The 26,404-nt window shown below is 68.0% G+C and carries 22 protein-coding genes and 2 pseudogenes; 10 read left to right on the top strand and 14 right to left on the bottom strand.

All coding sequences use genetic code 11. The annotated features are described in order from the left end of the window. The first annotated feature begins 225 nt into the window (after nt 1-225). Together ACIREE_RS39425 and ACIREE_RS39430 are read left to right on the top strand one after the other, a co-directional pair. Nucleotides 226-636 carry an FG-GAP repeat protein gene (locus ACIREE_RS39425; RefSeq protein WP_404163816.1) on the top strand — a complete coding sequence of 137 codons (411 nt, stop codon included), beginning with the start codon at nt 226-228 and terminating at the stop codon, nt 634-636. A 177-nt stretch (nt 637-813) separates the two neighbouring features. After that, nucleotides 814-2,121 carry a phosphatidylserine/phosphatidylglycerophosphate/cardiolipin synthase family protein gene (locus ACIREE_RS39430; RefSeq protein WP_404163819.1) on the top strand — a complete coding sequence of 436 codons (1,308 nt, stop codon included), beginning with the start codon at nt 814-816 and terminating at the stop codon, nt 2,119-2,121. 314 nt (nt 2,122-2,435) lie between these two features. On the opposite strand, the gene ACIREE_RS39435 is transcribed toward ACIREE_RS39430, so the two are convergent. From ACIREE_RS39435 to ACIREE_RS39445, 3 genes and pseudogenes are all read right to left on the bottom strand, one after another. After that, on the bottom strand, nt 2,436-3,686 hold the full coding sequence (locus tag ACIREE_RS39435; protein WP_404163886.1) for a hypothetical protein: 1,251 nt from the start codon (nt 3,684-3,686) through the stop codon (nt 2,436-2,438). A gap of 67 nt (nt 3,687-3,753) precedes the next feature. Next, a pseudogene (locus ACIREE_RS39440) lies at nt 3,754-4,089 on the bottom strand (hypothetical protein); the annotation flags it as partial. Nucleotides 4,090-4,178: 89 nt separating this feature from the next. Continuing rightward, on the bottom strand, nt 4,179-4,508 hold the full coding sequence (locus ACIREE_RS39445; RefSeq protein ID WP_404163822.1) for a hypothetical protein: 330 nt from the start codon (nt 4,506-4,508) through the stop codon (nt 4,179-4,181). A 256-nt stretch (nt 4,509-4,764) separates the two neighbouring features. Between ACIREE_RS39445 and ACIREE_RS39450 the strand changes: the two are divergent. Together ACIREE_RS39450 and ACIREE_RS39455 are read left to right on the top strand one after the other, a co-directional pair. Beyond that, nucleotides 4,765-4,956 (top strand): annotated as a pseudogene (locus ACIREE_RS39450) (IS630 family transposase); the annotation flags it as partial. Beyond that, entirely contained in the window at nt 4,946-5,647 is a 702-nt protein-coding gene (locus ACIREE_RS39455) for an IS630 family transposase (RefSeq protein WP_404163880.1), read from the top strand. The pseudogene ACIREE_RS39450 and the gene ACIREE_RS39455, both read left to right, overlap by 11 nt. 446 nt (nt 5,648-6,093) lie before the next feature. On the opposite strand, the gene ACIREE_RS39460 is transcribed toward ACIREE_RS39455, so the two are convergent. Beyond that, on the bottom strand, nt 6,094-7,539 hold the full coding sequence (locus tag ACIREE_RS39460; RefSeq protein WP_404163825.1) for a protein kinase: 1,446 nt from the start codon (nt 7,537-7,539) through the stop codon (nt 6,094-6,096). A 466-nt stretch (nt 7,540-8,005) separates the two neighbouring features. Further along, a complete protein-coding gene (locus ACIREE_RS39465; RefSeq protein WP_404163828.1) occupies nt 8,006-8,233 on the bottom strand; it encodes a hypothetical protein in 228 nt (75 codons plus the stop codon). A 177-nt stretch (nt 8,234-8,410) separates the two neighbouring features. Here ACIREE_RS39465 and ACIREE_RS39470 point away from each other — a divergent pair, with 177 nt between their 5' ends. After that, the gene (locus ACIREE_RS39470) at nt 8,411-8,539 is read left to right on the top strand and encodes a hypothetical protein (protein WP_404163831.1); all 129 of its coding nucleotides are present in this window, start codon (nt 8,411-8,413) and stop codon (nt 8,537-8,539) included. 103 nt (nt 8,540-8,642) lie between these two features. Here ACIREE_RS39470 and ACIREE_RS39475 read toward each other — a convergent pair whose 3' ends face one another. After that, nucleotides 8,643-9,176, bottom strand: coding sequence for a hypothetical protein (locus ACIREE_RS39475; RefSeq protein ID WP_404163833.1), 534 nt, complete (start codon nt 9,174-9,176; stop codon nt 8,643-8,645). 178 nt (nt 9,177-9,354) lie between these two features. Here ACIREE_RS39475 and ACIREE_RS39480 point away from each other — a divergent pair, with 178 nt between their 5' ends. The 5 genes from ACIREE_RS39480 to ACIREE_RS39500 all read left to right on the top strand — a co-directional run bounded on the left by ACIREE_RS39480 (nt 9,355) and on the right by ACIREE_RS39500 (nt 13,975). Beyond that, a complete protein-coding gene (locus ACIREE_RS39480) occupies nt 9,355-9,822 on the top strand; it encodes a hypothetical protein (protein WP_404163836.1) in 468 nt (155 codons plus the stop codon). A 9-nt stretch (nt 9,823-9,831) separates the two neighbouring features. Then, nucleotides 9,832-10,803: a trypsin-like peptidase domain-containing protein gene (locus ACIREE_RS39485; RefSeq protein ID WP_404163839.1), complete on the top strand. Its 972-nt coding sequence runs from the start codon at nt 9,832-9,834 to the stop codon at nt 10,801-10,803. Continuing rightward, entirely contained in the window at nt 10,788-11,957 is a 1,170-nt protein-coding gene (locus tag ACIREE_RS39490; protein WP_404163842.1) for a protein kinase, read from the top strand. Before ACIREE_RS39485 ends, ACIREE_RS39490 begins: the two co-directional genes overlap by 16 nt. Nucleotides 11,958-11,961: 4 nt before the next feature. Beyond that, entirely contained in the window at nt 11,962-13,140 is a 1,179-nt protein-coding gene (locus ACIREE_RS39495) for a hypothetical protein (protein ID WP_404163845.1), read from the top strand. Between the two features lie 154 nt (nt 13,141-13,294). Further along, nucleotides 13,295-13,975, top strand: coding sequence for an HAD family hydrolase (locus tag ACIREE_RS39500; RefSeq protein ID WP_404163848.1), 681 nt, complete (start codon nt 13,295-13,297; stop codon nt 13,973-13,975). A 727-nt stretch (nt 13,976-14,702) separates the two neighbouring features. On the opposite strand, the gene sbnA is transcribed toward ACIREE_RS39500, so the two are convergent. From sbnA to ACIREE_RS39540, 8 genes are all read right to left on the bottom strand, one after another. Further along, nucleotides 14,703-15,689 carry a 2,3-diaminopropionate biosynthesis protein SbnA gene (gene sbnA / locus ACIREE_RS39505; protein ID WP_404163851.1) on the bottom strand — a complete coding sequence of 329 codons (987 nt, stop codon included), beginning with the start codon at nt 15,687-15,689 and terminating at the stop codon, nt 14,703-14,705. Between the two features lie 102 nt (nt 15,690-15,791). After that, entirely contained in the window at nt 15,792-16,796 is a 1,005-nt protein-coding gene (locus ACIREE_RS39510; RefSeq protein ID WP_404163854.1) for a TauD/TfdA family dioxygenase, read from the bottom strand. Nucleotides 16,797-16,856: 60 nt separating this feature from the next. Further along, on the bottom strand, nt 16,857-19,403 hold the full coding sequence (locus ACIREE_RS39515) for a Pls/PosA family non-ribosomal peptide synthetase (RefSeq protein ID WP_404163856.1): 2,547 nt from the start codon (nt 19,401-19,403) through the stop codon (nt 16,857-16,859). A gap of 77 nt (nt 19,404-19,480) precedes the next feature. Next, entirely contained in the window at nt 19,481-20,722 is a 1,242-nt protein-coding gene (locus tag ACIREE_RS39520; RefSeq protein WP_404163883.1) for a heparan-alpha-glucosaminide N-acetyltransferase domain-containing protein, read from the bottom strand. A 153-nt stretch (nt 20,723-20,875) separates the two neighbouring features. Continuing rightward, nucleotides 20,876-21,124, bottom strand: a complete 249-nt coding sequence (locus ACIREE_RS39525; RefSeq protein ID WP_404163859.1) for a hypothetical protein — start codon at nt 21,122-21,124, stop codon at nt 20,876-20,878. A gap of 787 nt (nt 21,125-21,911) precedes the next feature. Next, nucleotides 21,912-22,304, bottom strand: coding sequence for a response regulator transcription factor (locus ACIREE_RS39530; RefSeq protein WP_404163862.1), 393 nt, complete (start codon nt 22,302-22,304; stop codon nt 21,912-21,914). A gap of 249 nt (nt 22,305-22,553) precedes the next feature. Further along, nucleotides 22,554-23,162: a transposase gene (locus ACIREE_RS39535; protein ID WP_404163865.1), complete on the bottom strand. Its 609-nt coding sequence runs from the start codon at nt 23,160-23,162 to the stop codon at nt 22,554-22,556. Nucleotides 23,163-23,458: 296 nt separating this feature from the next. Then, nucleotides 23,459-26,302 (bottom strand): AAA family ATPase, encoded by a 2,844-nt coding sequence (locus tag ACIREE_RS39540; protein ID WP_404163868.1) that lies wholly within the window; start codon nt 26,300-26,302, stop codon nt 23,459-23,461. Between the last annotated feature and the right edge of the window lie 102 nt (nt 26,303-26,404).

Raw genomic sequence — 26,404 nt, forward strand, 5'->3', positions numbered from 1 at the left:
GGATGAGGCTTTCGGCAGGCGCACCCGCTTCCAACTTCCCTTGCCTGCCTCTCTGCTTCCCTACTCCCTCGCTTCCTCGTGCAACCCTTGGACGCCTTTGCGAGTCTCCTGTTTGCCGAACTGTGGGTCACACCTGGAACAACTTCGGGCAAACACCAACGGACCGGTACCTCATCGACGCGGGATGTCCGCCGGATCTCCCTGTCCCCTGCAGGAGCTCAACGCATGGCCAAGCACGGACGCCTTCCCGCCTCGCCTCCGACACGCATCCGCATCGCCACAGCGAACACGTCGGCGGCGCCCCTGACCGGCGGCCTCCTCGCCGCGTCGGCAGGCACGGCCCGCGCGCCCGGCTCCTCCGAGGCAGGTGACGGCTTCGGCCGGGTCAGCGCCTACGGGGACTTCAACCACGACGGCTTCGACGACCTGGCGGTTGGCGCCGAGCACGAGAAGGTCAGTACCGACGTCGACGGCGGCACCCTCGCGATCCTCAAGGGCTCGGCCTGCGGCCTGCCCGGTGGCACCACCATCGCCGACCCCGCGGCCTCCTCGCACGTCCGCTGGGGCGCCGCCCTCACCGCGAGCGACACCAACGACGACGGCTGCCCGATGTTCGAAGCGAGCGCCGCCAACTGATCGCGAACCATAGGCAGTTCACCCGGTCGGGCGACGAGCGAGCCCGTCACACCGAACTGCCGGACAGGCCGGTACTGCGACGTCGGCAGCCAGGCCCACCTCGGCGACCACTCATTGGTCGATCAGCACAGCAACACCCGACTCGTCATCGTCAACAGCCCAGCGAAAGGCCCATCCATGAAAAGAACGCTCACGTTGATCACCGCGCTGGTCGTCACCGCACTGTCGCCGACAACGGCGTACGCGGCGGTCAAGAAGGCCAAGACTCCGCTCAGTTGTGAGTCTCGGACGTTCACCTCAAGACCGGGCCCGAGCTTCAGCGACCCGGAGGACGCCGACTCCCAGATGAACGTCATGGGCCCGATCATCGAATCGATCAACAGCGCCAGTTGCGGGCAGACCATACGCGTCGCCATGTACTCGATCGGCAGCACGCAGCCGGGCCCGGACTTCGCCAACGCCCTGATCGCCGCGCACCAGCGCGGCGTCATCGTCAAGGCGCTGATGGACTCTCACAGCGACAATGCGACCTGGCAGTCGATGGTCACCGAGTTGGGCAACGACCCGCAAGCCTCCAGCTTCGCCGCGCTGTGCCCGGGCGGCTGCCTGACCCACTACTCCGGCTCCGCCCTGCACGCGAAGTACTACATGCTCAGCGGCGGAAGCGACGCGAACAGAACGGTGACCGTCAGCAGCGCCAACCCCACCTCCTCCCAGGCCAAGACCGCGTGGAACAGTGCCGCCACCGTCAAGGGCAACGTCGACCTGTACAACTCCTACCTCCGCTACTTCACAGCCATGGCCAAGGGGGCGCTCAACGGCCCGGGACCGCTGGTGCCCGACTACTACAACTCCACCAGCGGCACAGCCGCCAGGACGACACTGTCCCCACCCTCCTACCAGTGGCCCAAGGCGCGCACCAGAAGCGACACCTGGGTCGACTTCCTGAACAACATCAAGGCGCCGGCCACGATCAACATCGCCATGTTCGAGTGGACCTCTCACGGGCAGCCGGGCGACCGGAACTATCTGGAACTGCCGAAGAAGCTGGTGAGCCTGGCACAGACCGGCGTCAAGATCCACATACTCTTCACCGCCGGCCAGGTTGATGGCAGCGTGCAGAGCTACCTGAAGGACCGGCCGAATATCGACGTGCACGACACCACCCGCGGCACCGACGCGAACGGCAACGCTCTGCACTACACGCACGACAAGTACATGATGGTCAGCGGCGGTTACGCGGGTGCGGCCAACTCCAGACTTGTGTTCGTCGGCTCCTCGAACTGGACGAGCAACGGCATCTGGCACAACGACGAGTCGGACCTGAAGCTGGTCGGCCAGTCCAGCTACGACATGTTCATCACGGACTGGCAGAACCAGTACGACCGCTGCTGTGGGACCGGGGCGCGAAAGTTGAGCGCCGAGGAGCGCGCCGAGAATACGGCACGCGAGATTCCGATCGATCCGAGGCAGGTCCAGGAATAGGAATTCTCGCCCCACCCCCCACCGGACACTTGCTCAACCCGGCCGTCAGGCAGCTGAGCAACTGTCGGCGGCCGAACGCGCGAAGGATCAGGATCGGCAGCGTTCGGCCTCGCACCTGGGACCAAGATCCTCCCGTCCGCCTCCCGCGTGTCGAGAAGCTCGATCCAGCGGTGGCGGACAAGGTCTTCGCCAAGGCGATGGCATCGGGAATCCGATATGCAACTGACAACGGCGCGAAGGTCATCAACATTTCCCAGGCCTCCCCCGTCGGAGGCTCGGGGCTGTGCACCTGCCGAGAATGTCGTCCATGCAGATCAGGAGCCTGGCCGGTGTGCGGCAGGATGAGCACTCGTGCTGCTTCGCCTCACGTACCTGACCCTCACCAACCTGTTCGCCGCACTGCGAATGTTGCCGATGAGCGACCACGGCAAGGACGCAGAGATCCTCGCCCTGCGCCACCAACTCACCGTCCTCGAGCGGCAACTCGGAGCAGAACGGGTGAAGCTCGCTCCGTCCGCGTACTTGCCCCGCTGTGCCAGACCCGAGCTTCGGTACCAGGCGCAGGTCCCGCCGGCCTCGGCGGCGGGTGTCGGGCCCTCGGTGAGCGCGGGGACGTCGTCCGGCGCGTCCGGCAGCCGGTCGGCGCAGCCCGCGCGATCGGCGAGGCGGTTGGCGGTGATGACGGCGGTGTCCGCGAGGACATCCCGGTCATGGTCGGACAGCTGGCCCTGCTCGGTGAACGGCGAGTCGGACCCCTCGAGGCCGGCCCACGCCCACAGTGTCCCCACCGGCTGCCCGCCCAACCTGCCCTTGGCGCAGGGCAGATGGACGGTCACCCCGTTGTCGCTGACGGTGCCCGCGATATCGCCGCCGAGCGGCTGCTCGGGGTAGACGTGAGCACTGTAGGGACCGAGAGGATCGAGCAGGTCGTCCTCGGGATCTTCGGGTGTGTACGGCGTTTTCTGGGCCACCGCCCCCATCGCGCCGGTGAAGAACCAGCGCTCGCCGCTGCTCGTGCCCGCCTTCTCACCAGCCTCCGTGCTGAACAGCTCGCCGTCGCCCCGGCCTGTGACATCGACAGTTTCAACCAGCGCCGGATCCCCTTGCCGGCGACCGCCACCACCACGCTCGTCGTCCAAGTAGACGGCAAGGGCATTGCGATGAGGCCCGAGGCTCTTCGGCCCGCGACGCTGAAAGCGCACTTGAACCAAACGCGGGCGATGCGCGCACGACTCGCTCCGGGGGAGAAGCCGCACCGCAAGAGGTTGGCCAGGTTGGCCTGCCTCTTCGACGCCAATCCGGCCCCCAGGCCCCCGCACGACACCATCGCCCCGCCCGAAGGCCGCACCGGCACCAGGCCGGTGCGACCTGGCCCAAGGGCAAGGGCGAAGTGGCTGACGGGCTCGGTGATCGAGCCACCGGAACATATTTTCGCGGCAGTCTTCGACCAGGCCGAAGCCCGCGATCGCGATCACGCCCGGAACTGGGCCGTGCTCGTCGACGGTGCCCGCCATCAACTCGACCTGATCCGGGCCGAAGCCGACCGGCGCGGCATCGAGGTGCACATCCTCCGGCCGCCTCGGCGTCGACGGCGTCGGTCTTGCCGCGGCGGCGCCGGGTGGATCGGTCGGGCTGGTTAACCTCCGCCACCGAAACCTGCTGGGTCGCGAGGTAGCGGGCCAGGCCCGCACCGTAGGAGCCGGTGCACTCCACCCCAGCCCGCAGCACCGTCCCGCACTGGCGTGCCCAGTCGAGAAGGTGGTAGTAACCGACCGCGGTGGCCGGGAACTCCCGGCTGCTCAGCAGCCTGCCAAGGACGGCGGCGACGTGCACGTCCGGTTCCGCACCTGGGCGGATACGTGGCTCCGTCCTATTGATCAGAAACTCATGGGGTTCTCGTCCAGGACGGTGGGCGGGGGCCGTCGCTTCCCGGGCCTTGAGTTCCTCGTCCAGCGCGGCCACGACCACCGCCCCCCTACTTCACGGTCCCCATGGCCATGTTGTTCTCCAAGAGTGACTGGTGAGGTGGGCACCACATCCGCACAATAAGGGCGCGGCTAGCGTCGCGACCGGGTGGCGATCACGGTGGTGGCTGTGCCCGCCGCCCCGTACAACGTGTACAGCAAGCCCTGGCCCAGGAGCTCGCCGCGCTTGACCTCCTGAGCGTACTTGCGCTGGCGGTACGTGGCCGTGCCGGTCGAATCGCCGCCGTGGTCGTTGTAGTCGAGCACGCAGGTATAACCCTGCCGCATCTTCCTGGGGTTCTCCTCGCCGTCCTCGCCCAGCTGGAGCCACGGGCAGTCCGGGCCGCCGTGGGTCGCCCCGGCCGCCCTCAGCAGGGTGATCACCCCCCACGCCAGCGGGACCACGAAAAATGCGATGATCACTCCGCGCAACCTCATTGCGGCACCCTATTTGATCCGAAACGGTTTGTGTTCTGGGGCTGTTGGACGTGTGTGAGCGATCTGGTGGGGGACGCGCGACATCTGTCGCCGTCGGCGCAGGAGCCCTGCGGTTGCGGGCGGTGGCCGCGTGGGTGGCGAGCCGGGACCGTGAGGACGGGGCGCAGTCTTCGGGGTGTCGCTGAAGGCCGTCGACACGTGGTGGGCGAAGTGGCAAGCAGGCGGCCGGGAAGCGCTGCTGATGCGCCCTCGCGGCAAGCCGGCCGGGGTGCATCAAATACTCGGGGAGGCTGAACGGGCCGCCGTGCGGCAGGCCGTCCTCGACCACCGGCCCGGCGAGGTGGGCCTGGGCGGGCAGCTGTGGACGTGTCGGCTGATCGGTGAGCTGATCGCGGAGCTGTACCGGGTGAGGCTGACCGAGCCTGGAGTGGGCAAGTACCTCAAGCGCCGGGAGCTCTCGTTCCCGCGCCCGGACAAGCGGGCCGTACGTAGAGCAGGACCCCGAGGCCGTCGCGCAGTGGCACGCCGAGACCTGGCCAAAGATCCGTGCGAGGGCGAGGGCGAGGGCTGACGGCGGTGAGGTCCTCTTCGCCGACCAGGTCGGGATCCGCTCCGACCAGGTCACCGGCCGGACCTGGGGAGAGAAGGGCCGAACCCCGATCGTGCGGCGGAGCGGCGACCGGTTCTCCGTGAACGCGATGTCCGCGATCAGTACCAAGGGCCGGATGCACTTCATGGTCTTCACCAAGAGCTTCACCGCCGAGGTGATGTGTCGCTTCCTGGACCGGCTCACCGGCCACTTCGACCACGAGATCCACCTCGTGGTCGACGGGCACTCCGCCCGCCGCTCGAAGAAGGTCCGCGACTGGCTCGCCGCCCACCCCGACGCCATCGAGCTGCACTTCCTCCCCGCCTACTCGCCCGAGCTGAACCCGGATGAGTTGGTCAACGCCGACCTCAAGCACAGCCTCCCCAAGCAGCACCGGGCCCGCGGTCGGACCGAACTCGCCGCGGAGACCCGTCGCTTCTTCCGCAGACGCCAGCGCCAACCGCCCATCGTCCGCCGCTACTTCGGTGGCCCACACGTCCGCTACGTCCTGGACGAGAACCCCATGAGTTTCTGATCGATGCAGGGGCTTTTGCGAAAGTGGATCGTCTGTCAGACCTGCCTGGGATGCTCCGCGCATGGAGATGAGAGCACGGCAGACGACCGGCTGCTCCGATCCGCAGACAATGGTGGCCTTTCGGGCGAAGGCCCGCTCGGTGCGATGCGGCGGTGCATGAAGACGCAGGATTTCAGGTCGTCCAACGACTGCCGGGCAAGTACCTTTTCCGGATTTCCGCTCTTCCCCGCGAGCACCAGCGGAAGTCTGCCCGGGACCAGACGGGCCCACAGCTCTACGGGGAGGGCCTCGAGGTGTGTCAGGCTCCGGCGGCGGCCGCAGCCGAGCGCGTGCCGTCAGGCCCCCGCGCCGCACGGGGTGCGGCGCCGGCTCCCGCAGCCCAAGCCAGTGGCGGCCGACTGCCCCGTGCCTGCTGGGGCTGTGTCCACGTCGTCTGAGCAGACACGTCATTTCTTCCTCTTTGTGTCCTTTGTTTTCTCCGGTTTCTCGTGGGGGTTCTTGGGGTCCTTCGATTTTTGCTTCTGGGTGGTCTGCTGGGCCGGCCCACTGCGCGTAGGTGTGGCGGTGGCGCTCTCCCGCGGTGCGGTGGCGGGGAGGGCAGTGTCGTGGGCCGGGGTGGAGCCGGGTGGGGCGCCGGCGGTCCGGTCGGGCGCGTGAACGGGTTGGCCGGTTGTGGCCGGGGTGGGTGGCGGTGGGGTCCTGAAGGCGGTGGCCGCCGGATCCGGCTGGGTCTGGCCGGTCGTCTTGGCGGGTGTTGACAGGGAAGGGCGCGGGCGGTTGCCCATATCGGCGTCGGGAGGTGAGGTGACGTCGTTCAGGACGGTTCCGGTGACGGCGAGTGCCAGCGCTCCCGCCGCTGCGAGGGTCATCGGCCGTAGCCATGCCCGACGGGTTTGTCTGCCGGGTTCGGGAGCAGCGGACTCGGCAGAACGTACTGGTGTTGCTGCGGCATCCACCGGCGCCGCCGCAGAGTTGGCCGCTCGGAGAGTGGGGGCCCGGTGCGTGGCCGTCGTCGTGGACGTTCGCGAGGTGTGGATCGCTGGGTGCGAGGTGAGCGCGGGCGAGGACGCAGCTTCTTCGAGCAGGCGGAGCATGCGGGCAGTGTCGGGGCGTTCCTGCGGTTCCTGCGCGGTGATCAGGGAGAGCAGGCGGGCCAGGCTGTCGGGGACCTGGTCGGGGATGCGGGGTGCCTGCAGAAGGTGGCCGATGCCGGCTTCAAGCGGTGTGGTGCGACGTGAGGTGTCGCCGGTGAGTGCCTCAAGGAGGACCAGGCCCAGGGCGTAGACGTCGCTGGCCTTGCTCGCACCGCCCCCGAGCAGCTGTTCGGGAGCCATGTAGGCGAGGGAGCCGACCAGGGTCCCCGGTTCGCTGCGGGTCCGCTCGTCGACAGAGCGGGAGAGTCCGAAGTCCGCCAGGCGGGGCGCACCGAGTTCGTCGAGCAGGATGTTGGACGGCTTGATGTCACGGTGGATGATGCCGCAGCCGTGCACATGGTCGAGCGCTGAGGTCAGGGCCCTCCCCAGGCGGATGGTCTGCGCAGTGGTCAGGGGTCCGGCGGTGAGACGGTTTCGCAACGTCGTGCCGCGCACTAGCTCGGTCACCATGTAGGCATCGTCGCCGTGCCGGCCGGCGTCGTAGACGGTGACGAGGGCCGGATGCGAGAGACGGGCCAGCGTCGGCGCCTCATCGCAGAAGCGGTCCGCGGTGACCGTCTCCGCGGCAGGACGAAAGACCTTCACCGCCACCTCACGGCCCAGAACCGTATCGTCAGCGGCGAACACGTCGGCCGTACCGCCCGACCCCAGCCGGTGCCGCATCCGGTACCGGCCGCCGACCAGTAGGGGCTGCCGTTCAGACGCGGCTGCTTCCTCGTCGCCGGGTCCTCTCGGCATCAACGCCTCCTCCACGCACGGACAGTGCCCTGCGCGTACCCCTGAGAGGCGGGGGTAACGCCGACGCGACCTCTTCCCTGAACATCAGCGGCGGCCAGTCCTAAGGTCGGAAGACGGGACACGTGTCCGCGGCTCATGCCGGGAATTCGGGAGGACCGGGCCTTTTTCGTGCGCGCCGACGGGTGAACTGCATCGTCCAGGACGGTCGGGGTTCGAGGCTAGGTTCTATGTCGTTCTGCGTGCACCAAGACGCGTTCTAGCTGTGGGCGTGGCAGACAAATGGTTCCGGAGAGCAGACGACGAACCCGGTGGATCAATGCTTGCTCTGCCACTGCGGCCTGATCTGTCCCATGATGCGGGGCGCTTCACTACTCGAGATCGGATCGCTTGCCGGGTGCCGCACCATTTCACCCACTGAGTCCCGCGTTCGACGGCCTGGGGTCCTTCGCTATCAAGCGTGCAGGCTCTACTGGTTGAGGTCCATCACTGCCGCGGGCAGTCCGTCGTAGGCGCGCGGGTCGGTGGTGGCGATGAGGGCGCCGTCGGGCCACTCCAGGGTGGGGCGGGCGCCATGGACGGCGGCTCCCACGCCGAACGGCACTCCCTGGCGGTACAGATCGGCGACAGCGTGAGCGGCGGCGTGGTCGGTGTCCAGGGTGTGCAGGACATCGAGGATGCCGAGGTAGTCCACCAAGCAATAGACCAGACAGCACCCCTACGCGCCACCCCCGAACCACTCCCCCACGCACAGATCGCCAGGCTGAAGGTACGTCGCAGAGATCGCCTCGGCGGAGTCCTGCACAAATACCAACATGCCGCCTGAACTGCGCGGATGGAGTTTCCGCCAGGCACAGAGTCGTACGACTCCCCCATGCCTGCGGCCAGGGGCGGCGAGATGAACATGAACGGCTGGCTGACCTTGCTCGCGCTGCTCGACGACAGCGCGGTTCTCCTCGATGACCCGCGCCGCCGGTATCGCGCCCTCAGCACGGCACGCTGAGCCGATCGCTCCCCGAACCATGGGACATCCGCAAGGTTGACCGGGTGCCACCACCCCCCTGAGTGGCGCGGTCGAAGTTCGGTGCGCCGCACAGCTGACGCCTCTACGTCTGCGTGATCTCCTTGACCACCTCGGTGAGTTGGGAACCGCAACCGCGGCACCGCATGTCCGTGGGATCGCAGCAGAACACGCACTGGAGGAGGGCGCAGGCCCGGCAGTGCCAGCCGTGCCCTCTGTCACGGGCCTCGTCGATGGCGAGGTACACGCTCAGCGTCGACGCGTTCCGAACGGCGTACTCCGGCACGTCGAACGGGACCACGTATACCCCGCACCATGCGCAGTGTGTAGGTGACTGGCGGGGATGCTGCGAGGGCGTCCGGGGGCCGAACTCGATGACGGCCCCGCTGCGTTCGTCGAAGAGGCAGACCAGGTCTCGGCCGACGTTCCCCTGTGGCGTTTCGACGACGAGGTAAATGAGGGGCTCGGCCACCGGTGTGCTCCGCAGAAAGGCCAGAGCCTGTTCCCGGTCCGGGCCGCGGTAGATGTGGTAAATCGCTCTGGGCTGCTGTTCGGTTCCCACGTACTGGACGGGCGAGCCGTCCGGTGCGCCGGGCGGCTGCGTCGGCGAAGAACTCATCGAAGAAGTGTAGGGACAGGGGGAGGCGACCACCAGGCCCAGTAACTTACTTTGGTAGCAGGCGAGTTGTACGGCGCCAGAGGGCTTCGCAGCCCCCTCCCGCTCGCGGAAGCAACCGTGGCCGCGCCGCACGCGTGGACGCAAGTGCGAGGTGTCGTCATGGAGAGAGGCAGGCACAGTGTCCGAAGTCGCGGCCGACGCAGTCGTCCCGGGAGATGCCGGGGCCGAGTCGGTGCTCACCCGTCCGGGGCTCGTCGTGGCGGTGGCGGTCATCGCCATCTGGCTCACGTTGCTCGCCTGGCTGGCGTTCCACGCTGATGCCGGCGACGTCACCTGGTCACGCCTCCTGGTCGTCCTGGGGTCCGTGGAGGCCGTCGCCTTCGCAGCCGTCGGCGTCCTGTTCGGCTCGACGGTGCAGCGGCAACGCGTGGAGGACCTCCGGGTTCGGGCGGACGCCGCCGAGTCACGCGCGGACGCGCACCAGACGGCGGCCGTCAACGGTCAGCGGCTGGCCGAGGCCGTCCGGGCGAGCCACGCCGCCGGCGCCGTGAGCGGCTCCGGCACGGACCCGGAGCGACTGTCGGCGGTGCCCCGACCCGGCAGCGATCACCTCGTCGACCTGGCCGACCGGCTCTTCCCGCGCTGAGGAGCCGACGTGGACACCATCGGAAGACTGGTGCTCGACGGCACGGCCGTCGGGACCGCGTTCGTCCTCACGGTCGACGGACTCGCCGCCACCGCCGCGCACGTGCTCGCCGACGCCCCGGGCGGCAACTGGACGTTCGAGCCGCTCACCGCACCCGGCAAGTCCCTTCCGGTCGACACCGCGCTGGTTGCGGACCCGGCCGCCGACGTGGCCCTGATCCAGGTGCACTCCGCCGTCGACTGGCCGTCGGCGACGCTCGTGTCCCACACCGTCGCGACGCCCGGGGACCCGGTGCATCTGCGCGGCTTCGCCCGATCCCAGGACCACGACTCCGGTGTCGGCGCCTACGTCGGTACCACCGGGCGTGACGGCCGCACATGGGTGAAGGTCAGCTGTCGGCACGCGCAGCCCGGCATGAGCGGCGCACCAGTGCTGCTCACCGGCACGGGTGCGGTCATCGGTGTCGTCTCCGCACGCCTCAACTCGGCGCACTGGAACCGGGACACGGTCCTGCTCGCGCCCAGCGCGGACCTGGTGGCGCTCGCCGCCGACCGGCTCCGCCTCACCGCGCCGGTGCACCGGTTCACAGACGGCACGCTGCGTCTGTCATGGGTGCGCGACGGCGCGGCCGAACTCATCCTGGAGTCCGACGACTTCCATGTGTCCCTGGGCCGCAGCTCGACCAGCCGCGTATACCTGCCGGACACTCGCGACAGCCGCTTCCACGGTCAACTGACCCTGGCCGGTGCGTCACTTGTCTATCACCACCTGGGTTCGCACCCCGCTTTCCTGGCCGGGCCCACCCGCCAACTGCGGCTCACCAAGGGCGAGACGTGCACGGTGGGTGACAAGGACCGACTCCACCTCTCGAGCGGAACCGTGCTGGTGGAGTTCTCCGCCCCCGATCTCTTCGACCCGAACGCCGGGCCGACGGCCCCGCCACCTCAAGAGGAGGAGCCCTCGCCATGGACACCAGCCTGACGGCAGACGGACCGTTCGAGCCTGCGGAGATGCTCCCAGGGGCACCCGTAGCTATCGGTGACGTGCTGGACGGCCGCTGGTCCGTGGCGGAACTGAGACGCGGCGGCCAGGCCTGGGTGCTGATCGTCGACGACCTCGAGCAGGGCGGGCGCCGCGCACTCAAGATCCCGCTCACCGGTGCCCTCACCGGTGATGCCGAACTCGCCATGCTGCTGGATCTCGCACCGCACCCGCACACCGTCACCGCGCTGGACGTGACCCGGGTGCGCGACAGGTCGGGAATCGTCCTCGAGTACGTTCCCCGGACGCTGGCCGAACTCCTCCCCGAACTCCGCGCGGACGGTCCACCGGTCCCGGACCGGCTGGCAACGATCCTTCAGCAGATCTGCGCGGGCATGGGGCACCTCTCCAGGACCACCGAGGTCGCCCACCTCGATCTCAAGCCGTCGAACGTACTGATCGACAGCGCGGGCACTGCCAAGATCGCGGACTTCGGCCTGGCCCAGCAGGTCCGGACACGGGACGGGCGTTTCTCCGTTGCGCGCGGCGGCACCTGGGCCTACGCCGCCCCCGAAGTGCTGCGCCAGGAGACCTGCGATGCCCGCGCCGACATCTTCTCGTTCGGGATCCTCCTGTACGAGGCGTGCACCGGGCGGCTCCCCTATCCGTTCGCGCTCGCCCACGAACCGGCGGCCCAGCACGTCCAACTCCTCGACTACTACGCCTCGTCGAGCCCGCGCGACCGCGCCAAGGAGCTGTACTACTGGGGCCAGAGCGGGCCGACCGAGGTGCCGGTGACACCGCCCACCGAAGGCATCAGCCTCGTGGTGTCGAACTGCCTGGGAGTCTTCCACGAGGACCGTCCGCAGTCGTTCGAGAGGCTCTCGACCCTGCTCGCACGCGGCCTGCGGCGCCCGCCGGTCACCTCGGCGGAGCTGCCCCTGCCCTCCGTCGAGCAACAGCGCAGGGTGATCGTCCTGGCCCAGGTGCTCGTCCGGCTCGGAAGGTTCGACGAGGCCGTCAGCCGGCTCAACCGGCTGCTCGCGCGGCCCCTGCCCGCCGAACTCTCCTCGGACGCGATTCAGACCGCACGACAAGCACTGACCGGTGCCGGACGTCACGCCGAGGCGGCGGCCCTTGATGAAGGACGGTAAGCCCGTGCAACGATTCGAACTGGCGCAATGGCGCCGCGGACCCCAGCTCTCGGATCTGCGAGAAAGCGTGATGGCCCTGGTGAAGGCCGGCCGCCGACGCACCGCTCTCGATGTCGTGCTGCGCCATCTTCGCCAGGACCCTGAGAGCACGGACGGGTTGTTCGTCGCTCTGGTGGCCCTGGAAGGGAGCCGCACCGCGCTCCTCGAATGCCCGGAACCGCCGACCGACGGTCAACGAGCCAGCGCGCTGCTGGCCCCGCTCGCCACGGAGTGCTCCGCCTGCCACGCCATGTGGTACTCGCAGCACACCGTCCTTGTCTCCCACGGGAGTACGGAGATCAACGTCTCCAACCCCATCGGTCTGCAGTGCGGGACGTGCCGGTACACCCTGTGCCGCAACTGCCTGTCCACCTCCGACACCGGGTCGTACACCGAGGACGTCGACACACCGCACACCGTCAGGGGCTACTGCGAAAACTGCCGGCAACAGCTGACCACTCCGGTGCTCTCCACCGGTCGGCACGACGTACAGCCGATTCACCCCGACACGATCGAAGGCGTGGTCGTCGTACGGGACGGGCTCATCCGCCCGGCCATGGACGAAGTGCTCCCGGTCGTGATGAAGTTCCTCCCCCTCGTCGCCGACGACGCTCCCCTCCTCCATGTCGGACGGGGCACGCCAGGAATGATGGGCGACGAGGCCACCCGGGACCAGCTCGCCCAGTCCCTCCTGCTGGAGCTGGAGCTGGAGGGCACCCTCGCCCCCGGCGCCTGGGTGCGGTCACGGCGCATGTTCGTCCTGGCGGGCGCAGCGAACGACACCGACTATCTGGTCACCGTCGTGACGAGGAAGCAGGGGGCGGCCGACACGGAGCCGGGTGGCGTTCCCGGCATGCGCACGTACACCTTCCTTCTGCAGGTCCTCGCGAAGAACGGAGTCTGGAGCACCGTCCGTGACCCGCACACCGGCCGCACACCCGACGGTGGCATCGGCGCGGTAGCGGCCCCAGAGGAGATGCTGCCCGACATCGCCGAGGAGGTCATGGAGCGCTTCAGCGGCTTCCCGCTCAAACGCCGGGTCGTGTTCTTCGAGGGAGACCGCACTCAGGGGAAACTCACCACCGACGACGTCCACGGGGTGGTCACCGAAGGAACCGGCACGTTCACCCGCGGCCTGAGCTGACCGGCGGCCGGCCTTCGGCAAGGGGGGACCGCCTCGGCGGAATACTCCACGAATACCAACATGTCGCCTGGACTGCGCGGATGGAATCCTCGACAGGCGCACGGTCCGGTGCGCACGCGTTGAATGTGGCCCGCAGCGTGACCAGACTGTGCCGATGACGACTTCCTCATCCCTCTCTTCGCACCTTCGAGCGGTGCTGTTCGACTCGGGTGGCGTGCTGATGCGGCCCATCGGCGGCCGATGGAATCCGCGCGCGGATTTCGAGGAAAACGTTTTGGCGTGCGATCCGTCGATCACCCCCGACCGCTTCGCCGACGCCATAGCCGCCGGAGATCGATTCATGTCCCACTCCGCCGGCACTCCCGACTACGACGACTACCACCGTGTACTGCTCGGCCGCCTCGGGCTTCTGCCGACGCCCGAACTCCTCGCTCAGCTGCGCCATGACGTTCATCCCTCGGTGGTGCTCGAACTGTTCCCGGACGTCTTCAACACACTCACCGAGCTGAAGCGGCGCGGCGTGCGGATGGCCGTGGTGTCGGATGCCTGGCCGAACCTGCCCGATCTACACGAGGGGCTGGGGATCCGCGACTACTTCGAGGTGTACGCGATCTCCGCGGAGCTCGGCTGCGAGAAGCCTGATCCGCGCATGTACCACCACGCGAGCACCGAACTCGGTCTCCAGCCGTCCGAGTGTCTCTTCGTCGACGACCTCCCGGATCTCGTCTCCGCGGCAATGGCGCTGGGATACGAGGGTCGGGCGCTGTACCGGACAGCGCCGACGGAGCAGGTCCCGTCCATCACGTCCCTGACCGAACTCCTGGAACTCTTCTGACCGTACGACGGCGATACTCCGTCGTCGCTCCGCCGAACGATCCGTGGGTGCACACAGCCTGTGTGCCGGGTCAGCGTCCGTACGCGGCGGCCTGCAGGGCATACAGCTCAACGTAGAGCCTGTTGGCGCCCGAAACGCGGCTATCCCTGCTGACCTGGGTCTTGCGGTCGAGGCTCGGGCATTACGAAATCCTGAGGCATGGCTCTGCGACTGCTGTACTTGGTCTTCCTGAAAATCTTGGGATGGATAGCGTTGCTGGCACGATCGGAGGCTTCCAAGAACGTGTCCTTGCGGCGCCACCGACGCCTTCGACGCCGTCTTCACATCCGAGGCATCCAGGTCCTGCGAACTCCCCATCCGGGCCCCGCGGGCGAACGCGTATATCGAACGCTGAATCGGCGGATGGCGACACGAACTCCTCGACCGCACCCTACTCCCCGACCCCTCAGTACCAGAGGCCAAAGTCATCCCCCGCGCTCTACTCGGCGGTGCATTCACGAATACCTGCAGGTCGCGTAGGCCGGCCGGGTTTCGGGCACCCACAGGGTTTTGGCACGCAGTCCCGCACGCACCAAAGACGTAGCCGCCCTCCTGCCTGCCTGCACACGACCTGCCAGGTCGTGACGTTCTCCCGACAGTCCAGTAACAGTTGATTGGGCGTCAGGACAGCGGAGGTGAAGTTGTTCCTCTGAAGGATCGACTTGCAATCGGTTCCGGAGCGGTTGAATCACGCAGACCGCAGATCGGCGGTCGGCTGGTCAGCGTTGAGCAGGTCCTCACCGTACAAATCCTGCAGCCAGTTGGTCTGGTAGATGGTGTCGAGGTAACGCTCACCGAGGTCCGGGGCGATGGTCACCGCAGTGAGTCCTTCCTCACCGTGCCGCGTCAACCAGCCCATCGCGCCGCTGACCACGGTGCCGGTGGAACCACCGAAGAGGAATCCGTACCTGGCCAGACGATGGCAGGTACGCACAGCGTCCCTCTCTTCGACGTGTACCACCTCATCCACATAGGACTCGTCAAGCAGCTGCGGACGGACGCTCGTGCCCAGACCTGGGATCATGCGGCGGCCCGGGGCGCCGCCGAAGGTCACGGAACCGACGCTGTCCACCGCGACGATCCGCACCCGGCGATGCCGCTCCCTGAAATAGCGCGCGCAGCCCATGAGGGTTCCGGTGGTGCCGGCCCCGACGAACAGCACGTCCAGTTGCGGGAACTGGCGGGCGATCGCCGGAGCCGTGGAGCGGTAGTGCGCCTTCCAATTGTGCGGATTGGCGTGCTGGTTGAGCCACACACAACGGTCGTCTGCAGCGCACAGTGCGCGGACGTAGTTCAGTCGCGCGCCGAGGAGGCCGCCTTTGGCGTCCGGAGCGGCGACGACGTGCACCCTGCTGCCCAGCGCCTCCATCAGCCGTCTGGTCGACCGGTTGCAGTGGGCGTCGGTCACACACAGAAGCCGGTAACCCTTGCTCGCCGCGATCATGCTCAGGGCCACGCCGAGGTTTCCGGAGGTCGATTCGACCAGGACCGACGACCGTGTCAGGACTCCATCCCGCTCGGCGGCCCGCACCATCTCAGACGCGGCCTTCAGCTTGATCGAACCGGCGAAGTTGAAGCCCTCGCACTTCAGATAGAGCGAGCGCCCGAAGATCGGCTCAAGGGCGACATATAGTTCCTCCTCGTTGTACTCCTGGGGGATACGTATGACGGGCACAGGGGTCTCCTACTGATCGCGGATGTGCGAAGCCGGTCGCGTGGGCTTGTCCCGGAGAACCTCCCGCGCTCGGGGGCAGCTGTGCGGTGGGACATGTGCTGGTCATCGGACGGCGGCCTCGATGGTCGTAGCGCAGTCCGCCGAATGCACGGTGTCGGCCAGCGCGACGATTACTTCGCGCGGTCCTTCGAAGGCTTCCCTGCCGTGCGCGGTGCGCACGTTGTCGACGAGCATCAGGTCTCCGGCCTGCCATGGTTCTCGTACGGTGTGGGCCGCGTAGACCTCGTTGAGCAGGTGTACGACGTCTTCGCCCACCGGGTCGCCGTTGCCGAAGCGGGTGTTGAAGGGCAGGCCGTCCGCGCCGTAGACGTGCACGAGGTAATCGCGCACCTCGGGGTCGATCGCCCATTCGCTGAGGAACGCGATCTGGTTGAACCAGCAGCGCCGGCCGGTGACCGGGTGCCGTACCACGGCGCTGCGGCGCTGTCGGGTGCTCAGCCCACCGTCGTTCTGCCACGCGAAGTCGATGGCGTTGGCGCGACAGTATCGTTCAACGGCTCCGCGGTCGTCGGTTCCGAAGGCCTCGCGGTAGGGCGCTCCGATCTCGTCGTTGTAGTGGCGGGTGAGCAGCCAGCCCTCTTGCTCGAACCGCTCGACGAGCTCGGTGGGCAGTGCGTCGAGCACGGCCGTCGCGTCGGCGAGCACGGTCGCACCGCCGACGGCGGGCGCGCTGAGACAGGCGAAGAGCATGAGGCCGGGGAATCGGAGTGTGTAACTCAGTTCATGGTGCAGACACATCGGCTGGAAGGGCGGCCAGGTCGATGACGAGTACACGCGGTCGGAGTAGGTCTTCCGAGGCGCGAAGGCCTCCGTCTCGGCCATCAGTCCGGTGGTCAGCTGCTGGAACACGGCGCCGGCCTGAGCTGCGTCGCACAGTTCGAGGCCGCGGAGGAGGATGGCGCCGTGCTCCATGACGAGGGCGCGCAATGCGTCCCGGTGCCAGGCTGCCCAGCTGAGCGCGTCGCCGACGGACGCAACACGCAGCACGGCGGGCTTTCGTGGGTGCAGGCTCACGTCGAGCTGGGTGGGGAAAGGTACGGACGTCATGGCACATGCTCTTTTCGCTAGGTGTCAGTTGTGCGCATAGCGGTACGGGGGCTGAGCCACTCACGGCTTCTTTTGCGTGGCGGCACAGGCCGGCTGGGTGCGGTGCTCCCGCATCTCCCTGGCCGGGTTTCCACCCCACCGGGCCTGTTGCGGGACGTCCTCGCCCTTCATGAGGAAGGAGTCGGGTGCGAGCACGGCGCCGTCCTGCATCGTCACGCCGTAGTGGACGAGGGCCCCGACTCCGAGGGTGCTGCCCGCGCCGATCGTGGTGCGGTCGGACTTGAAGGTGCCGTCCTCCTGCGAGTGACACTGGATTCCGCTGCCCGCGTTGAGCGTGCAGTCGTCGCCGATCGTGACGAGGGAACGCTCCGGAATGTCGCATCCGTCGTCGAAGAGGCGCCGCCCCAGCCGCATCCCCAGAGCGCGCCAGAAGAGGCTCTTGAACGGGGTGCCGTCCATGAAGGGCAGCGGCGTCGCGTGGAGCTTCCAGAAGCGTTCGTGCCGCCAGAAGTACGGCTGGTAGATGGAGCAGAACTGCGGGCTCTGCCGCCGGAACCGGTTGACGGCTCGTTCGAGCAGTACCGAGTAGGCGAGGCCGAAGAGCAGGGCAAGGATCGTGGCCAGACCGAGCGCCGCCACTCCGGACGAAGGATAGAAGGTCACGGCACCGCAGGCGATCAGGGTGTCGACGAAGAGACGGATCCACCGCACGAGCAGGTACAAGCCCATGGTGCGCAGGTTGTACCTGTTTTTGGTGGCAAGCTTGCGGTGCAGCATGTCCCCGCTCCGCAGGTGGTCGAACCGGGCATCGCGCTCCACGGATCGCGGGATCTCGAAGCTGGGCGAGCCCAGGAGTCCGACGCCTTCCCGCACGTCGCCATTGATGGGAACCATGACCTTCGTCGCGAGGAGACAGTTGACGCCCGTCTTCCCCTGCGCGGGGTAGAGGACGGAGTTGCCGAGGAAGTTGTGTGCCCCGATCGACACATGGGAGAGGCGGAACGATGTGCTGGAGTAGTCGGCGTTCATGATCGACAGTCCGTCGGCGACCATCGTTCCGCTGCCAATGATGCTCAGGTACGGGCTCTCGTGCTTGATGCCCGTGCCGAAGTTCGACCCCGTCTGCTCGACTCGGCACAGGTCGTATCCCAGAGCGCGCAAGTAGTGGACGATATACGAGCTGTCGCCGAAGAGTCCGGTGAAGAACTTGTTGTTGGTCATGGCCGCGATCGTCCGGTGAACCCAGTGATGGACGCCGTACAAGCGGTAGACCTTGTCCGGCTCGATGACGCGGTCGAGCACACGGGGAACAGCGGTCACGATGGCGAGGCCGACGAGCACCGAGCCGAAAAAGAGCACGAAGGAGACGGCCAGGACGTCGCGGTAGAAGGTCCAGCTGCCGAAAGCGTGCCTTCCCGACGTCAGAAGGCCGCTCAGTTGCGGCACCTCGGAGAGCAGTAGGTCGGCGCTGCCGATCGCCAGCGGCAGGTAGACCACCAGTACGCTCAGCAACTGCAGGGTCGCATAGGTGGCCCTTCGCGTCGTGCCGCAGTCGGCTGGGGCGACCATCCGGTGGTTCACCTCGGTGCGCTGCGCCGGTGACCCGTGCCAGTGTTCACCGGCGGGCACGGACTGCCCAGGATGCAGCGAGGAGGCGTGACCGAGTTGGGCCCCGTCCCCCAGCGCGGTCTCAATGTCGAGCACCGTCCCCTCGCTGACGAACACGTCCTTGCCGAAGGTGACCGTCCCGGTCTGGATCAGGCCGCCGTGGGCCCGGTAACAGGTGAACGAGGAGTCCTTGCCGATGACTGTGCCGTCGCCGATGGTGAGCAGGTCCGTGCAGACGGGCACCTGCCGGGAAAGGATGGTCACACCCGCCCCGACCTTCGCGCCCAGCGCCCGCAGATACAACACGTACAGCGGCGAGCCGGCGAACAAAGCCAGCGGATTCGATCGCACCAGTGTCCTCACGCACCAGAAGCGGACATACGCCAGGCTCCAGATGCGGAACTCCTGTGGCTTCCACCGGCCGATGAGCATCCATTTCGCGGCGATCGGAAGCGCGCACAGCCCGAGGTAGGTCACAGTGCCGAAGAGGACCGAGCGCACATATGTGTCCAGCACACCTGAGTCGGCCTTCATCCAGGTGTAGCCCGCGGCCATGAGAAGTGCGGTCAGACAGATGCCGCTCAGGAACACCAGCAACTGCAGCGTTCCGCAGAACAGGTACGTCGGCGTGCCGACCGGTTGTGCCACCGGCGCCGGCACCTGCGGTTCGGCGGTTGCGGGCACGACGTCAGCCAGCGCCGACGCCAGTCTGCGGATCGTCGGATGCCGGTAGACGTCCTTCATCGACACCGCCGGCAGGCCCCCAAGCTTTCTGACGCGCGCGCAGAAGTGGGCCATGGTCAGCGAGTTGCTTCCCAGGTCATCGAAGAAGTGATCGTCCACCGACACCCGCTCCACGCGCAGGACGTCGGCCAGCACCTCGGCGAGGGCCGTCTCGCTGCCGGACGGCGGGGTGACGCGGGACAGCGGGACGGCCCGGTCGGTGTCGGCGTCGGTGAGAGAGGAAGGGGGCAGGTCCTCGACGCGCTCTCGCGCCATGTCAGCTCCTTGAAGGTGTTGATGCATGCGTGAATTGATGCAGCGCACGGGGATGGAAAGGGCAGAGACCCGCGGGCTCAGGGTTCTGGCCGGTCCCCTGCGGGGGTTTCAGCCGCCCGGCGGGCCCGCTTCGCCGCGCTGGTGATCATTGATTCGAGCGGTCCCCGGCCCCTGGTGTGGCTCCACACCACCGTGAACGCCAACGCGCTCGCGACCATCACGACGTACTGCACGTACGGGAGATCGCTGAGCACGCCCGTTGCCAGGAAGAGCACATGCAGGGTGTAGAAGGTCAGCGGCATGCTGCCCGCCGTTGCCAATGGCGCCAGTAGGCGTGTGATCGCGCTGCTCCGTGTGAGGAGCAGAAGTGCGCCGAGCAGGGCCACGGCCGAGCCGAGCGTGTGCACCATGTCGAACGGGCTGGTGCTGTGCGGCGCCCGCGAGAGCAGCGACCACCAGGAATGCCCGCCGGGAGGTTCCCACAGAACGGTGTCGTGCGCCTCCGCCCAGGAGTAGTCGTCCGAGAACTCGGCCTGCCACAAGTGCCGCAGCCCGCCCAGCCGGAACAGTACGAGCGATGAGGCGCCCCACGCCGCGGCCGCCAAGGCGAGACCGCCGCCCAGCAGCCACACGGCCACCCGGGCGGAGGTCAGTTTCAGCCGTCCGATGGCAACTCCTGCGCATACATAGGCCAGCCAGGCCAGCGCCGGATACTCGCCGAAGACGAGCAGCTCCACCATGAGGCCGCCGGGGCGACGGACCACGTCCGCGAACGTCGGGTCGGTGGCGAAGCCCGGGTCCGTCAACACCCGGGCCAGCGCGCGGATCAGCAGCGGAGCCAGGATGGCGGTGCCCGCGGCGATGCAGGCCAGTGCCCTCGGGCGCCGGCTCACGAGCGGGATCGCCAGCAGGAAGAGCAGACCGTAGTACGGCAGCACCACGCCCACCTCGTCCAGGCCCGTCGGCACCGTCACACAGCTCAGCGCAAGGCCGACCAATGTAATGAGCAGCGCGCGGACAGCGACCGAAACAGCGGCGCCCCGCCCGGTGGCGGGGCGCCGCCCCCCGGTGGTGAAGGCCAGTCCGATTCCGGCGGCCACGGCGAACGTCGCCGCGGACCGTCCGCCCGCGACCATCCAGGCAACCGACGGCGAATCGTCGCTGTCGAAAGAATCGAAGACATGCACCGAGCACATACCGAGAACGGCGACTCCCCGGGCCACATCGATACCCGGAATCCGGGACGTCCGGGAACGCTCGGGCCTTCTGGCCGGGACACCGCCTCCTAAAGCGCGGTGAGTTCGCTCGGCTTTGCTGATGGGTAGTAGACGTGCGGCGAACATCGGCATACCTCCAGACGCACGTGGTCAGTGTTCGGCTGAGAAGCACCGCATGTGTCATTCACGAGCGACGCCTCAGGGATGCTGTTACGTCAGGCATGGCGGAACTTCTCTCGGGGCCAGCACGCGGATTCAGGCGCGGGGGTAGAGGGTGCGGACCTGGTCCAGGGCCCAGCGCATCCGGGGCACGGCAGTTTCAGGACGATCGCCGTAAGCAGCGGCGAGGACAAGGAGGCAGCCGCGGGTACCGGCATGAGTACGAATTTCCTGCCGAACGGCAGCCGCGATGCCGGGCCTTGTCAGGTAGGAGCCGGTCGGCAGGTCGCTGCAGAACAACGCCTCAGCCCTTGCAGTCGTCAGCAGATCGATCGTGTGGCGCATGGTGGACTTCGCCCCCTGTCCGGAGGTCACGTGTCGGCAATTACCAGGAGCTGAGGTTCGGGGCGGGGATGGTGATCGTCCCGGTGGGGCAGAGCGGGTCACCCGGGAACGCGCACGGGTCGGTGTCTCCGGGCCCTGTCGGGGTCGGGTCGACCCACCCCGGGTCGGTGGACGGGTCGGTCTACGCATGAACCAACAGTGGTCCGTCGCCGGGCACACGGCGACCGTGAAATCCCTCGATCCGGGGACGGCTCCGGATGGGAGCGGGTGCAAGGAGCTGTCGGGCAGGGGCACCGCCGGTGTTTCGCGCTTCGATGTTCCGGAGAATTGGGGTTCAACACGGTTCTCCCGCGTCGCCCTCAGCCACCGCCGTACCGTGCCTTTCACGGGGTTTTCCCTATGTCTGTCTTTCGGGTCACCCCGGCGTCACGGGCCCTGGCACGCACTCCCCCACTGCCTTAGTGACCACCCGACCCTCGCCGCGATCATCTTTGTGGCCACAACTAGCTGCACATGTGAAGTGCCGTCCATGTGGCAGTAGTTGTGTAGCGTTTCTGATCCGCTATCAGGTACTACTCTTTGCTCGCGCGACGCGCTAGGGCCAATGTGCCGGTACTGGCAGGGGGTGTGATTCGACCGTGGCGCGCCATGGCATCACGTGTGACAGCGGGTTCTGTGCGGCTTCGGGAACATCCCTGGCCTTCCCGCTTCCCGGCCTGCGCTGCTGCGTGTGGCTCGGTTCAGGGGTGTTCTCCGAAGCGGTGGCCAACTCGCGGTTCAAGCAGCGTCAATTTCCGAGAGAAGGGTGGGAGTGGGCGAGTTCGGTCCGGTTGCGGACACCCAACTTCCGATAGACGTTGCCGAAATGGAACTCCACGGCCTTCGTGCTGAGGAAGAGCGACGAAGCAGTCTCCCGGTTGGTGGATCCGCGGACAAGGGTCTGAGCCACTTGGTATTCCTGCGGCGTGAGGTATGCGAGCGTGCCGGCCGTCCTCGGCCTGCGGACGGTTTCCCCCGTCGCGGCAAGCTCTTTGCGTGCCCGTTCCGCCCAAACTCCGGCATCGAGCCGGTCGAAGGCATCCACTGCCGCGCGTAACTGCTCCCGGGCCTTGACCCGTTGACCGGCCCGACGGAGCCATTCACCGAAGGCCAGCCTGGTGCGCGCGGCTTCCAGGGGCACTCGAGCTGGGCGTGCAGGCGCAGAGCCGCCTCGAAGCACGCGGTGGCACTCGCGTCGTCGACCACGAGACCACGGAGCCGCCAGGCGATGGCGGCCTGCTCGGGGAAGGCGGAATTCTGGGCGTGATCGTCAAGAACTCGCAGCATGCGGCCGGTTGGCCGGCGGCCGCTGTGTACGTGCGCCTCGATGTAGCCGAAATGGCTGTCCACCAGCGCGTCCGGACGGTCCGGCGGTGGTGACCAGGCTCCCTCATAGAACACGCTGAGGGTGTCTTCTTACTGCCCAAGGCTGAGTTCCAGCAACCCCAGCGCTTCGCTGGCGTCCCGCGGGTAATCCGCGTCCGAGCGCCGAAGCGCCATCGCCTGCCTCCCGTGCTGCCGACACGGTGTCAAGCACCGGGTTTTGTGGAGAGTGAGTTAGCTGGTTTTCTGGAGTGATCGCAGGGGGTTTGGCCGCGTAGTGGGCGGCCCCGTGCTCGGCGGGTGTGACGTGTCCCAGCTCGCCGTGCAGGCGGCGCTGGTTGAACCAGTCGACGTACTCGGCGACCGCGATCTCGACGTCGTTGATGGACGTCCACGGGCCCTTGTTGCGGATCAGCTCGGCCCTGAACAGGCTGTTGAACGCCTCGGCGAGGGCATTGTCGTACGAGTCGACCTTGAAGCCGACGGAGGCCACGGCTGCCTCGTCGGCGAGGCGTTCGGTGTAACGGATGGCACGATATTGGACTCCGCGGTCGGAGTGATGTGTGAGGCCGGCGAGGCCGGAGCCGGTGTGTCGGCGGCGCCAGATCGCCATCTTCAGGGCGTCGAGCGCGAGGTCGGTGTAGAGGCTGGTGGCGACCTGCCAGTCGACGCCCATGCGGGAGAAGCGTCGATGACGAAGGCCGCGTAGACCCGCCCGGCAAACGTCCGGATGCAGGTGACGTCCGCAACCCACAAGTAGTTGGGGGTAGTTGCGGCAGACTGCCGCTCGACCAGGTCGGCCGGACGGTCGGTCTCCGGGGCGGGCCGGGTCGTGCGTGGCCCCTTGGCCCGGATCACACCGCGTAGTCAAGTCCCGGGGCGATTCACTCACTCGGCCTCGACTCGGTGCACTAGCTGCTGAAGGTGTGTGTGCGATCCCAGGAGCCGCGCATCCCCGGCGTGCGGCATCCCTCAGCGCACCATGTCGGCCCGCACCAGATATCCGGCCAACTCCGACCTCGAACGCACCCCAAGTTTCCGGTAGACGCGAGTCAGATGTGCCTCCACCGTCTTGTGGGAAACGAACAGGGCGGCGGCGGCCTCGACGTTGCTCAGCCCGTCGCCGATGGCCAGTGCCACCTGCAGTTCCTGGGCCGTGAGCCGGTCGATCGGGGGCACCGTGGACCGGGTGTCGGCAGTCCGGTGGCCCGCTGCGGCGAGCTCCGTGGCCGCCCGGGCTTGCCAGGGTCCCGCGCCGAGGCCGGCAAAGGCCAACTCGGCGTTGAGGAGCAACGCGCGGGCGGCCGCGGGCCTCCGGAAGCGGCGCAGCAGTTCGCCGCACACCAATCTGGTCCGTGCGAGTTCGAACGTCATCTCCTCGCGTGCGTGGACGCGTTCGGCGATCCGGAACCAGGCGTGCGCTTGATCGGCGGACTCGGCCAGCATGATGCGGCAGTGCGCGTGAGCGGCCGCCGGCCAGGCGAGGGCGGTGGTACGGGCCCATTCCTCGAGCCGGTCGGCGAGTGCGGCCGCCGCGTCACGCTCCCCTACGCGCACGTGTGCCTCGGCGAGTTCCGTCAAAAAGGGCATGAGGCTGGGGTTGCCGAGGCCGATCTCGTCCGCGACGGCCAGAGCTCGTACCAGGTGCGTGCGGGCCGCATCCGGGGCTCCGGCGGTGAGGGCCGCCGAACCGAGCGCCGTCTGGGCGTACAGCTCCAGACCGCGCAGGTTGTGGCCACAGTGACGCTCATAGTCGGCTATGCGATCCTCGCAGCCCGCCCGGTCGCCGCGCAGCCCGTCAAGGCGTGCCATCAGCAACTGCGCGTAGCCGGTCATCGCCCGGTGCCCGAGTTCCTGGGCCCAGTGCAAAGCCTCGGTGCCGGCGGCCCTGGCCAGCGGCCAGCGGCTCCACGAGGTCACCTCGCACCTCCCGATGAGGGCGTACGGCAGCAGGGCCGGGACCCCCTCGCGGCGAGCGCGGTCGATGACGGCATCCAGCACGCCTGTGGCGGCGTCCTTCTCGCCGACCCAGGAGAGGGCCTGTCCTATCTGTACGGCCAACTGCTGTTCCTGCAGGGGCCAGTCACCGTGCAGCGCCGCCTGTCCGGCCAGGAGCAGCCTGCGACCCTCCTGAACACCACCGGCCAGTGCCTGCGCACAGCCGTACATCACATTCGCCAGGTGCCGCGACGAACGGGTGCCGGGACCTCCCCCCACCTCCTTTTCGATCAGGTCGGCCAGGGCCGCGGACCGGGCAGCAGTGTCGACCGCCACCGAGATCCGACCGGCCATCGTCGCAGGCAGAGTGGCCGTGCCATACAGCGCGCAAGCCCGCGCGCGGTCCACGGGCTCCACCGCCTCGGCGGCCGCAACCAGGAACCGATGGGCACGGGCCGGGTCACCGAGCCAGCCGCACGCCTGCCCGCGCAGCAGTTCGATGTCTGCGGTCAGTCGCGCGTCCTCGCTCCACCGCAACGCCTGTTCGCACCAGTCGACGGCGTCGCGCGACGCGCCGCTGTAGAACGCGTCCCGCGCCGCGTTGAGCAGCCGCTCTGCCCTGGATCCGGCCGACGGCGATAGTTCGGCCGCGCGATGCCAGGCATGGGCGGCCGCACCGAGGGCTCCGCGACGACTAGAGCGGCCGGCCGCGGCCGCCAGCGCCTGGGCCACCTTCTCGTCCGGACCCGTGGCAGCGGAGGAGAGATACCACGCCCGTAATTCCCCGGACGACAGATCTGCCAACACCCTGTACACGTGCAGCCGCTGAGCGATCGAGCAGTGCCTGAACACCAAGGGCCGCAGCACCGGGTGCCGCAGCTCGTAGCCGTCGCCCCGGACATGGATCAGCCCGGCCCCCGCGGCCTCATCGAGAGCGGCGAGCGGCAGCCCGTCGGCGGCCAACGCCCGCTCCAGAAGGTTGAGTTCCGGTGCATGACAGGCGGCGACGTACAGGAGTGCCGTGCGTTCCTCGCGCGGCAGGGTCCGCAGCCGGCCGCACCATGCTCGTTCGACGAGCGGCCCCGGCGTCTCCCAGGCCGTCTCCGGCATTTCGTCACCGCGCCTTCCGGCGGCCGCGAGCACCTTCGCGTACTCCACGAGGACCAGCGGATTTCCCAAGCTGAGCCGCACCAGGCGCCTCGCTGCCGGCTCGGCGGGGTCCACGCCGTCTCTTTTCAGCAGCCGAAGGCAGTCGTTCTCGTCCAGCGGGGCAAGGGTCAGCTGAGGCACGCCCTCCCAAGTGACATCGTCGTCCGGTGCCACACGCGCGGCCAGCACCAGGGCCACGCGCTCGGTGGCCAGGCGGCGGGCAACGAACTGCAGGGCACGCCGTGACGAAGGGTCCGACCAGTGCAGGTCGTCCACCAGCAGGACGAGGGGGTAGGCATCACCGGCAGCCGACAGGAGGCCAAGAGCTCCTGCGCACACGGCGTACGGATTCGGTTCATCAGCCTCCACCAGCGCGAAGCACGTTTCCAGTGCCCGGCGCTGCATGGGCGGCAGTTCGGCGAAGTGCGACCGCAGGGGCAGGAGCAGGTCGGCGAGCACCATGTACGGAAGCACGGCTTCGGACTCGACGCCGCGCGCCCGAAGGACCTTGTGCTGGGAGCGCCCGGCGACATAGTCGAGCAGTGTGCTTTTCCCGATACCGGGGTCACCACGCACCAGCAACGCGGCTCCTCGGTCGGACAGTGACTGCAGTAGGCCCGCCAACAGGGCGCACTCCCTGTCACGACCGATCGGGATCTGCGCCCGCGCCCCGCGGTCGTCCGCGGTCCGCTCTCCGATGAGACTGCCCCGCGGTGTCGGTTCACTCATGATGCCCCCGTGATGCCCCGTATGCGCGCCACCACCGCGACTTCGTGCCGCCCGACCAGCATGCTCCCGGGCCCCGACCACCGGATTCCGCTGGAAGCTGTT

The sequence above is a fragment of the Streptomyces sp. NPDC102467 genome (assembly GCF_044765445.1).
Lineage (GTDB): Bacteria > Actinomycetota > Actinomycetes > Streptomycetales > Streptomycetaceae > Streptomyces.